This window comes from Methanobrevibacter sp. (assembly GCF_030539555.1).
Classification (GTDB): domain Archaea; phylum Methanobacteriota; class Methanobacteria; order Methanobacteriales; family Methanobacteriaceae; genus Methanocatella.
The window spans coordinates 7,724-18,336 of record NZ_JAUNXX010000032.1 but is presented as its reverse complement, the minus strand read 5'-3'; the positions used below and the strand labels follow the sequence as shown (position 1 = coordinate 18,336).

General features: G+C 33.8%; 10 protein-coding genes. 1 reads left to right on the top strand and 9 read right to left on the bottom strand.

Features of this window, described 5'->3' with window-relative positions:
• Positions 1–508: 508 nt before the first annotated feature.
• The 3 genes from Q4Q55_RS06880 to Q4Q55_RS06870 all read right to left on the bottom strand — a co-directional run bounded on the left by Q4Q55_RS06880 (position 509) and on the right by Q4Q55_RS06870 (position 3,987).
• Positions 509–1,561 (bottom strand): TIGR01177 family methyltransferase, encoded by a 1,053-nt coding sequence (locus tag Q4Q55_RS06880; RefSeq protein WP_303372085.1) that lies wholly within the window; start codon positions 1,559–1,561, stop codon positions 509–511.
• A gap of 50 nt (positions 1,562–1,611) precedes the next feature.
• On the bottom strand, positions 1,612–2,616 hold the full coding sequence (locus tag Q4Q55_RS06875; protein WP_303372084.1) for a PH domain-containing protein: 1,005 nt from the start codon (positions 2,614–2,616) through the stop codon (positions 1,612–1,614).
• Positions 2,617–2,748: 132 nt separating this feature from the next.
• Positions 2,749–3,987 (bottom strand): proteasome-activating nucleotidase, encoded by a 1,239-nt coding sequence (locus Q4Q55_RS06870; RefSeq protein ID WP_303372087.1) that lies wholly within the window; start codon positions 3,985–3,987, stop codon positions 2,749–2,751.
• Between the two features lie 177 nt (positions 3,988–4,164).
• Between Q4Q55_RS06870 and Q4Q55_RS06865 the strand changes: the two genes are divergently transcribed.
• The gene (locus Q4Q55_RS06865) at positions 4,165–4,656 is read left to right on the top strand and encodes a multiprotein bridging factor aMBF1 (RefSeq protein ID WP_303372083.1); all 492 of its coding nucleotides are present in this window, start codon (positions 4,165–4,167) and stop codon (positions 4,654–4,656) included.
• Here Q4Q55_RS06865 and Q4Q55_RS06860 read toward each other — a convergent pair whose 3' ends face one another.
• The 6 genes from Q4Q55_RS06860 to Q4Q55_RS06835 form a co-directional block, all read right to left on the bottom strand.
• Entirely contained in the window at positions 4,657–5,091 is a 435-nt protein-coding gene (locus Q4Q55_RS06860) for a DUF356 domain-containing protein (RefSeq protein WP_303372082.1), read from the bottom strand.
• Between the two features lie 33 nt (positions 5,092–5,124).
• A complete protein-coding gene (locus Q4Q55_RS06855; protein ID WP_303372086.1) occupies positions 5,125–6,342 on the bottom strand; it encodes a hypothetical protein in 1,218 nt (405 codons plus the stop codon).
• 43 nt (positions 6,343–6,385) lie between these two features.
• A complete protein-coding gene (locus Q4Q55_RS06850) occupies positions 6,386–6,835 on the bottom strand; it encodes a hypothetical protein (RefSeq protein WP_303372081.1) in 450 nt (149 codons plus the stop codon).
• A gap of 82 nt (positions 6,836–6,917) precedes the next feature.
• Positions 6,918–8,348, bottom strand: coding sequence for a Mur ligase family protein (locus Q4Q55_RS06845; RefSeq protein WP_303372080.1), 1,431 nt, complete (start codon positions 8,346–8,348; stop codon positions 6,918–6,920).
• A gap of 25 nt (positions 8,349–8,373) precedes the next feature.
• Positions 8,374–9,456 (bottom strand): glycosyltransferase family 4 protein, encoded by a 1,083-nt coding sequence (locus tag Q4Q55_RS06840; protein WP_303372079.1) that lies wholly within the window; start codon positions 9,454–9,456, stop codon positions 8,374–8,376.
• 64 nt (positions 9,457–9,520) lie between these two features.
• Positions 9,521–10,613: acetyl-CoA carboxylase biotin carboxylase subunit family protein (locus Q4Q55_RS06835; RefSeq protein ID WP_303372078.1), on the bottom strand; the 1,093-nt coding region annotated here is incomplete at its 5' end.

Genomic DNA, 10,613 nt, shown 5'->3' with positions numbered 1-10,613 from the left:
ATAACAGAACATAATAAGTATAAAGTATTATGAAGTACGCTAAAATATAGACGAGAATACACAAACTAGTTTGTAACTAATTCACCACATCTACAAAACCAACATCATACTTGAGAAAATTCAAGTACTCACAAATGTATAGCTATATGTGGAAAAGCAACCATCATAGTTAAAATTGTTCCATACAATAAAACTTAGGTCATCGCCATAAAACACATAGCACAACTAATAGACAGAGAAATAATATTAACAAATTCAATTAAAAAATATTGCAAAAAATATTTAAATCTAATAAATTAATCAATTAATAAAAATATTTTCCAAAGAATAATTATATAGTTTTAATTATTAAAAAAAATATTTTTAATTAGTTTTTATGATAAAAATTTTTAAACTGCTGAAAAACTAAAATAAAAAATAGAATTTCGAAATATAAATAAATAAAAAATAATTATGGAGTTTTAAGGTGTTGAGCACATTTAATTTTCATTCTCATATATAAATGTACCTATTTATTTTTCATCAATCGATTTTTTTTGCGAATAACTGATATTATTCTTGTTAAACTCCTATGCATTTTAATTCCGTATTGTTCAACAATCTCAAAACCAACATCATCCGCCATAGGTTTTAAATCAACATAATGTGGACTTGCCATACATAAATAGGCATCATCTTTCATATTATCATAAATAGCTTTGAAGAATTCCTTAAATATATCCTCACCGTCAATATCTCCAGTAGTAGTTGATATTCCATATGGAGGGTCAGTTACAACAGCTGCCACTCTTTCATACATTTTAAGTTCACGAACATCCAAATTAAAAGTTCTGTAGTCAGTAATTCCATAATGTTCTAAGTTGATAGCAGTTCCATTTTTCATTTTCCAGTAAATATCAGAGCCCACTACTTTACAACCAATTATTCCCGCTTCAATCAATATTCCTCCAGTTCCACAAAATGGATCCAGAAGCAATTGTCCCTCTTTAACTCTTGATAAGTTCACCATACACCTTGCCAGTTTTGGACTCATTGATCCGGGATAGAAAAATGGTCTTTTATGAGGTTTTGTCTCTTCGAAATGTTTTTTATTTAGTTTGATTTTTTCTATAGCCACATATACAGTATCTTTAAATGCAACTATTCTAACTAATGATTTAGGTTTTTTAAGGTTTACCTTAATGTTATTGCAATTTTCAAGAATTAATGAACCGACTTTCCTTTCGGTAGCCACCGTATCAATTTCTGAGGTGAATCTTTTTACGCGTACTGCAAAACTCTCATCAATATACTCCCCCCAGTCAATCGATGAAACATCATCATTTAATGTGTCTCTGGAAGATGTTGTAATAATCTCATGAACTTCATGTGTGTAACCTAATCTTATTGTGAGAATCTCATAATATTCGCTGCATTTCTCATCTGGAATATCAGTTAAAATAACCAATCCCTCTGTGATAACATTTAGGTTGGCTTCAATGTTTTCACATTCCATTACAGCATTCAATTCTGCTTTAGGCAATTCGGGGTGTTCTTGAGATTGTATACATAGTAATTCCATTATAGTCACCTAAATTAAATTTTGGAAAGATTTTTAAAATAAAATTGCAATTATCTTTTAAATTTGTCAAAATGTCTTCGGATAACTTTTTCGCTGGAATCGGCATCCATCTGTTTATCCTGCACATCTCTTTCAGCATTACTCTCATAATAACTTTCAGAGTCATTGTTTAAATAGTAATCATCATGAGAATATCCATTTCTTAAACCGTCATGATGATTTTTTTGAGGACGCTGGTTTGAAGGTTCGCTGTAGCCAAAAGAATCATCATATAACCTGTTTTCACCGGCATAATATTCATCATTATACGGTTCATATTCATAAGTATTGCGTGTGTTTTCCTCATAGGTCAAATCATCGGGATAATATTCATATTCCCTTCTCGGATGATTGTCTTTTTCACGGCCGATAGGAGTTATAGGTTCAAATTCATCATAATACTCATTTCTTTCATAATAATCATCATCTTTTAGAATTCCTCTTTCATAATGAGTGTTAGCCTGTGGAAAAGTTCTAGGCTGATTGTAGTTTCTTGAATTTATCATGTGTGAAAATATAATTTCCTCGGCTTGTGAGGGATTTCCAATATTTGACAATTCCATCTGATTATTGTCGTATGCACTGAATAAATTAATGGAACCTACATTAAACAACTTTCCAATAATGCTTTGGGAAGTATTGATATCCTGAATAGTTGAGTAAGGCATATAATTTTTCTTAGTGGACAATACTCCTGATTTGACAATTATCTTTGATTCAGTTAATATATACTCTTTGGAATACCATCCAAAAAGCTGCCATATTATATAGATTATAATAATAAGAATGACAACGAAAAATGCTATTGCAGCATATCTGGTTAAAGCAAGATTGATACGGGAAATCAAATAAACTTGCATCTCACCAATGAATTTAATAATAATCGGCGCAACCATCAAAACAATAACTAATAAAACAACCCCATAGATAGCTTTTTTGCAACCCAAAAGCATATTTGGTTTTGTTTGATAAAGAATTCTTTCGTTTCGCACATCCTCATTTTTATCAAATAACATAATTTATACTATTAGAATTTCTTTTAAATAAAGTTTTAGAAAAAAAGATTGAAAAAATAAGCCTCAGCTCGCCCATCATTCATCACATATCAGAGCTCATAGGGTTCATCATAGGCTTATTATATATTAAAATTAACCGAACATGACGCCGGCTTCTGTTTTGAACAATTCGTCTTCCTTAGTTTTACTCATTACTTTATCAATAGCATCCATAAAGTCCGCTACAGTAATTTTATCACGTTTTTCACGAATTGCAAACATACCTGCTTCTGTACATACTGCCTTTAAATCGGCACCGGATAAATCATCAGTCAAATCTGCAAGCAAATCAATATCTGCCTCATCGTCTAGGGACATGTTCTTAGTATGTATTTTAAGAATTTCCCTTCTTCCATCAACATTTGGAAGCGGAACTTCAATAAATCTGTCAAAACGACCAGGACGCAACAATGCAGGATCCAGGATATCAGGCCTGTTGGTGGCTCCGATAATTCCAATATCTCCTCTGGATTCAAAACCGTCAAGTTCTGCGAGTAATTGCATTAATGTACGCTGAACTTCTCTGTCACCACTGGTGGAACTTTTAAGTCTTTTGGCTGCAACAGCATCAAGTTCGTCTATAAATATGATGGCGGGAGCTTTTTCTTTAGCCAATTCAAATACTTCACGTACAAGTCTTGCTCCTTCCCCAATGTATTTTTTGACAAATTCGGAAGCGACAATTTTAATGAATGTTGCATTGGTTTCATTTGCTACTGCTTTTGCAAGCAAGGTTTTACCTGTTCCCGGAGGTCCATACAATAAAATCCCTTTAGGCGGTTCAATACCTACCTTCTCGAATAGCTCAGGTTCTGTCAATGGCAGTTCGACAGTTTCCTTTACTTCAATGATTTGTTCTTCCAAACCACCGATTTTATCATAAGTAATGTCAGGTTTTGTTTCGATTTCCATTCCGGAAACATTTGCATCTTTTTCGGATGGCAATACTTCAACAATACCAAATGTTTGTTGGTTTAAGGCAACCCTTGAACCAGGGACCAAAAATTTTTCATCCAAGAATTTTGAATAATTAACAAGGAAACTAGGTCCTGTGCTACTCTTAACAGTCATTCTATGATCATCTAAAACTTCAGTAATAGTTGCTAATACAAGAGGAGGGGATCTAAATCTGTCCACTTCTGAACGTAAAGATTTAGTTTCTCTTTCCAATCTGATTTTTTCATTTTCAATTAGGACTTTATCCTTTTCTAATTTCCTAACTTTCCACATTAAGTTACTTTTTGCTTTGGATTTTTCTTCTCTTAAATAATTAACTTCATCTTGCAGTGATTCAACTTTTTCAATTAATTGCTCTTTAGAAGAATTTTCCAAATCATCAAAATTATCCATGTGAATCATCTCCAGTTAGTTTTAAATTCTATTTCATTGTTACTTTAATAACAATTAGTAACTTTAAATATTTAAATGTATTCATTTGTTATTATACTAACAATTATTATATGAGATATTATAAATATAAAATTAAGTAAATTAGGAAAACTGATTAATATGGAATGCGAAATTTGTGGCAAACCCGTACCAGAACATAATCCAATTAGAGCAAAAATTGAAGGATCAGTTATGGTTGTATGTAAAGAGTGCTCAAAACTTGGAAAAATCCAAAAAGCACCACCTAAACCAAGATATTTGAAACAAGATAAATCAAAAAGACCAAAAACTACCCGCAATAGAAGTTACACACGGAATGATGAACCTTCAGAAGAATTAATTGAGGACTTTGAATTTAAAGTCAGAAAAGCAAGGGAATCAAAGAATTGGTCTCGAGAGGAACTGGGTAAAAGAATAAACGAAAGGGTTTCAGTAATTACAAGAATTGAAACCGGAAAGATGACCCCTGATGTAAAACTTACAAAAAAATTAGAAAAAGCATTGGATATTAAATTGCTTGAAAAAGTAAATAATGTTGATTTAAATCAATTTATTAGCAGTTCATCCGGTGAACGTACATTAGGCAACATTATGAAAATTAAAAGGAAATAGCTATTTTTTATTATAGCTATTTAATTTTTCATTAATGATATGTCTTTCCTTACCCTGAATTTTATAATCAATCATCCCCTCGTTTTTAGCTTTGTGAGAATGATATCCCTGAAATACTTCAGCAGTATCTAGCATATCCTCCAATTGTTTATAGCCATCATATTCATCGCTGACAACAACAACATGTGCTGGAGGATGAATCTTTTTTATTTGCATAATACTTAATGTAGCATCTTCCTTTACAAAAAAAGCAGTGGCAACACTAGATTTTGTTCTGAGTTTAGAGTTTAAAATACTTTCAACTAATGAGTCGGCGAAATTTGCATCTATTACTCTTGGCTTTGTAACCACATTCAAATTACCGTGCCGTTCCATATCAGCAATTGCATTTAGCAATTTTGAATTATTTTCCCCTCTAATTAAAATTAATGCCATAATAATCCCCAATAAAAAAAATAAGGTGAAAAATCACCTATTTTGGAAAGATTTTAATAATCTACTTCTGAATACAACCAATAAAATTAAGATAATACCAACTGCAGTCTGAATACTTCCCAGAATATTAAGTATATTTCCGTCGATAGGCAAATCCCATGTTGGAGATGATCTGTCACCAGGAAGCGCATTATAATATACACCAACAGCTTTGGAACCCTGTTTTACATTCAAATCTTTAGGTTCCACATGATCAACACCCATTAAAAGACCATTATTAATAGCTTTATTAATAGAAGCAGCTATAGCTGACGCATCATAACCATTTTTAGCAACAGATGCTTCAACAATTTCTGAAGTAGTTGAAGCCAATCCAGGTTTGTCACTTCCATAAACGGAAACACTTACTGCACTTGAACTAACAGTCAATGCATCACCCAATGCCTGATAAGCATAAATGGTTTTTAATTCTCCTCCACAGACCGGACATTTACCATACGCTTCAGCAGCAGGGAATCCCAATGCCCATTCACAATCCTGACAGGCTTTAGAATATTCTTCATCCATCGGATAACCAGTTTGGTTCATTTCCTGAGGAGTAAACATGTCTTCAGTTGAAATTGCAGAAATTAGATTTACTCCACCACCACCATACTTTTCACCGGAATCATTAGCTACTTCACCCATAGCTTCAGACACAATAGTAGTTGCAGGATATCCGTCCCTAATCATTTTTCCAATATTCATTGCAGTTTCTTTACGTACAGTATCTGCAGTACCATATAAAGGGTTACCATTTGTATTTCTCAAGTGAATAATAGCTCCTTTCTGACCAGGCTGCAAAGTAGCAACACCGCTACTGTAAGGAGTTACTTTAATATCATTACTAGCGTCATCAACAGTAACTACATACGCATCAAATGAACCTCCGATAGCAGCACCGATATTTGGACCACCTACAAGAAGACGAGCCCCATTATATTGGGATGCGATAGATGCCGCAGATGCCGCAGAAACATTATTGTTCAGATTAGCAACCGCTTCAATAACAGAATCCAACCTGGTATCTGAACTACCGGTACCCCCGGAAAGTACAACAAAGTTATTGGTTTTAGACATCAGGAAAGTTGATTGAAACATGTTTTCTGCAAAAGACATACTTCCGGCAGCTGCACCATTAGGGTCCTTGCCTGTAGGGTCAGTAATAACAATAATGTTACAAGTAGCAGCAACACTGCTCATTGTCATCAAAAATATTATTAAAAAAACAATTGAAACTTTAAATTTATTCAATTTATCCACCTGCACCAGAAGTTGTTTTGTTAGTTAAATCAACAGAAGAAAAGTCTTCAATAACAGTTACTGTAACAACACCAGTATTTTTATCAACTTGAACATCGGCTGCAGTAATAGGTTCCACAGAAGTACCTGGAACAGTTGACTGTGTTGCAAATTCTTGCGCCGTTTGAATAGCATCTTGTAGCGAAACTTCCCTTATTGAAGTTTTTAAAACATCACCATAAATAACACTACCATCCCTTAATCCAGATTGCATAACATTAGCCCGAATAGTATCTACCGGAACAACATCATTCCCCTTAATAATAACTCCTGAAATAGGAATGCCATCATTAACTTCATCAGAAGATGCAAATGCAACATAAGTGATTAAACGACCACAAAAAATTAAAATAAACGCCAATAATAAAATAATTAATGTGTCTCTCCTAATCTTTATAAACATCTTTATATCCTCTTTTTGCGAATATTCTACTATAAGAATAAAATTATTCATTTATTATATTAATTTGATATTATATTTAAATTTATATCATGTCTTTTAAAAGTGATTCTGCGGGATCCATTCCCTGAGCACCAATTAATAAAATAATATCTTTTTTATCAGCTTTTTTGTATGTTTCACTTAAACATTCTTTTAAATTATCATAATGAATGAATTCTATATCGTTTCTTTTTAATGTTTTGAAAAATACTTCCCGCTCATCTTCCTGAACGAAGTTTAAATCGTTGACAACATCATTACTTGAAGATAAAATTAACTCGATGTTATCATCCATCGATTCAACAAGAGCCTCCACATTCAATTGATTGATTTCAACACCTCTTGAGCCCCTTATGGCACAAACAACATATAATGTTTGACCCGGGCAAAGTAATTTGAGTGTTTCTGAAATTGTAGCTCTGATTCCATCAGGATTATGGGCAAAATCATCATAGATTAAGGGTTCCCCATTCAGTTTAGCAAAACGCCTATTTAATGCCTTATAAGATTTTACTCCATTGATTATTTCGTTTTTATCCAGACCAAGTGAAATGCATGCTCCAATAGCTGACAAAATATTTTGTATAAAATGATAGCTATTAAACGGCAGCTCTTCAGTTTTCAGGAGTGTATCACCACGGTAAACAATTTCACCATCATCATAAAAAACCGCATTATCCTTATCGGTTTTAGACATTGATGTGTAAAATGGGTTTTCGGCATCCAATTTCATCACCAATTCATCATCAAAATTAAGCACACAGATTCCACCACCAATTGCTTTGGGAACTGCTGATATCTCATCAAAAACATCATCAATTGAATTTACAAGACCTATATGGTCCATTGCGATGTTTGTTATGACTCCCACTTTTGGATTAGCCGCTTCGCTCATTAGCGCAGCATGATTTTTCATTAGCTTTCCAAGCCAGCCCTGAACTTCAGACACTTCAATAACTAAGAAATCCAAAGGTCCGTTAGCAATGACTTCATCAGAAATCATTTTGGACACCATCGGGTCAATTAATGTATTGAATTCTGATTCACTGTCCGTATTGGTAAGTACATGGTATCCTGCAGTTTTTAGGATATGGTAAATTAAATGGGATGTTGTGGACTTGCCGTTAGTTCCTGTAATTACAATGTTAGTTGAATCCGGAGAGAATTTCTCTATAGTATGTGCTAGAGCATATGCATTAGCCAATTCTATTTTATCTGTGATTATTAAAGGAAAGTTAAGTTTTTCAGCCATTTCAACAGCATCATCTTTTGGAGTCTGAGTGATCAGGCATGCAATATTCTTATTGAAGGCCATGTGAACACCTTCCCCATTTACCCAATGCCTTATAACAATATCTCCAGTGTGAGAATCATTTAGAAAAGTGAATTTTCCTGTAAATCCATCAATAGAGAAAAATTCATCGTTTCCCACAAGTTTTCCATCAATAGAATTTGCCAAATCTTGTATCTCCATATACAGCCCTCCAAAATAAAGAGAATTAGAAAATGTACATCTTAGCAAGAATGCCTATTATGCACAATACTAATGTAGCGCCCCAATAACTTAATACTATTTTTGTTTCTGACATGCCATAATGATTTAATGTGTGATGTAGTGGTTCTACAGGCAATTTAATAACATGCGCCCTGTGAAGCAGGCTAACTACAACTGAAACTATTGGAACTCCCAATGCCAAAACTCCAAAGTATGGAATATCGCAAAGCATAACTGCAGCCGCATAACCTGTCCCCAATACAAACGAACCAGTATCTCCCATGAAAATTGAAGCGGGATGTTTGTTGAAAACTAAAAATCCTAAACATATTGCTGCCAGTATTGAAAATGGCGGAATTATTGTTGATGGGCCGAATAAATATCCGTATGCACAACAGGAAATGGATGCAATTCCAACGATACCTGCAGCCAAGCCGTCCATACCATCAATTAAATTAACAGAGTTTATGCAACCTAAAATAGCTATTATGACAATAGGAATTGCCAAAATACCTAATTGAAAACCCCCCAGGGTTGTTATGGCCCCGGTCAAGGCTAAAAATAATCCTAATACAATTTGACAAATAATCTTTTCCAGTTCTTCAGGTTCTGTTTTAATTGGAACCTCCCCAATGACCTTAACTTTTCCTGCTTTAAGCAGATTATCTACTTCAGCTTTTGCTTTTGGAGTGGCAACACGCACTTCCTCATTCGGTTCAACATCCAGTCTTCCTAATGTGATGACTTCATCGGAAATATTAACAACAATCTTTTGAATTTCTTTAACTTTAAGACCAATTAAATCATCAACCATACCCACAATACCACCTGCGAGCATGATAAATGAAAGGATTAAAATTGGAGTGTTCTGATAATATAATGCAATAATCAAAGAAATTGTAAATAAGAATGCAATGCCGCCCATTGTTGGAGTACCGCTCTTATGTCTATGTTCACTAACTATAGGATTATCAGCAATCCTTGCCTTAAGTAATATCCTTTTAACATACCATGTAAAGAATATTGTAGCACATAATGTTATTAAAAAAAGAATTAACATATCTGTATTATTCATTTTACCACACAATAAATCTTTAAACTAATTAAAATATCTATTGATAATAGTATATAAATTATAAGTTATAACAGATTTAAATTAATTTTTCAACTAAGTGTTCTAGCTCTTCTTTTGAATTAGCTCTTGCAGTTACCCTCTGATAACCTTCAGGACCATGAACAACAAAATCATTATCTTCAAAAGACTTTACAGGTTCGTTTGGAGAAGGTCCTTCATAATTACCAACAGGAATTTCAGTTGAATAATAATATTCAAGTTTATCAGATATGTTGGCCAGTGAGAATTCCCCGACAGCCATGTTAACCAATTCACATAATGAATTTATGCCGCAGGTTGCAGTTGTCAGATATCTTGTACCGTTTGGTCTTGTATTCACTTCAATCGCATATAACTGATTGGTCTGTTTTGAAAACATGAAATCCATTTCAAAAATACCGTCAGAAGCCAAGTTTTTAGCTATTTTATAAGCAGTATGCTGAACTAGATTATTGTCCAACCCTTCAACCATGCAGGGACCTGTTTTAACTTTGTTTAATGGGTGGGTTCCTTCAAGAGTAGTTTCGCCTTTATAGATTGGAGGAAGAGCAACATATTCACCATTATATCCCAGCACTTCGATTGAAATTTCAGAACCTTCGACAAATTTTTCGCATAATGCCTGGGTGAACTGTTCAAAGTATTCTTCTACATCATCGATTGATTCTGCAACCTTAATGTCCTTTCCACCTTGTCCTTCGCCCTGTTTTAAAACAACCGGAAACTCCAAATTCAAATCATCAGCACTGTTTAATATCTGATAGTCCGGAGTCATGACTCCAATTTCTTTGTAAAATTCTTTGGTTTTAATCTTATTGGAAGTCAGTTCTACAGCCCTTACACCTGCAGCTATTACCGGAATGCCATATTCGTCTTCAATTTCCTCTTTCATATATGCAACATCCATTAAGGGAGGGTCGATTCCTATTAATGGAACAATGGCATCAACATTTTGCATCAGTGCAACCTGTTTTGGGCCATCCATACCCCTAGGAACAATAAATACCTGATCGGGCAAATCCAAATTTATAGCTTCCTCATTGGATTCTGTGAGAACGCTTTCAATACCTTTACTTCTAACATACCAGTCAATGTCATCATATAATCTTGAACCAATAAACAGCAGTTTC

What these genes read in the sequence shown, in the direction of transcription:
- Q4Q55_RS06850 (WP_303372081.1), bottom strand. Translation starts at nt 6,835, where the DNA reads ATGTTTATAAAGATTAGGAGAGACACATTAATTATTTTATTATTGGCG.
- Q4Q55_RS06865 (WP_303372083.1), top strand. Translation starts at nt 4,165, where the DNA reads ATGGAATGCGAAATTTGTGGCAAACCCGTACCAGAACATAATCCAATT.
- Q4Q55_RS06875 (WP_303372084.1), bottom strand. Translation starts at nt 2,616, where the DNA reads ATGTTATTTGATAAAAATGAGGATGTGCGAAACGAAAGAATTCTTTAT.
- Q4Q55_RS06860 (WP_303372082.1), bottom strand. Translation starts at nt 5,091, where the DNA reads ATGGCATTAATTTTAATTAGAGGGGAAAATAATTCAAAATTGCTAAAT.
- Q4Q55_RS06845 (WP_303372080.1), bottom strand. Translation starts at nt 8,348, where the DNA reads ATGGAGATACAAGATTTGGCAAATTCTATTGATGGAAAACTTGTGGGA.
- Q4Q55_RS06880 (WP_303372085.1), bottom strand. Translation starts at nt 1,561, where the DNA reads ATGGAATTACTATGTATACAATCTCAAGAACACCCCGAATTGCCTAAA.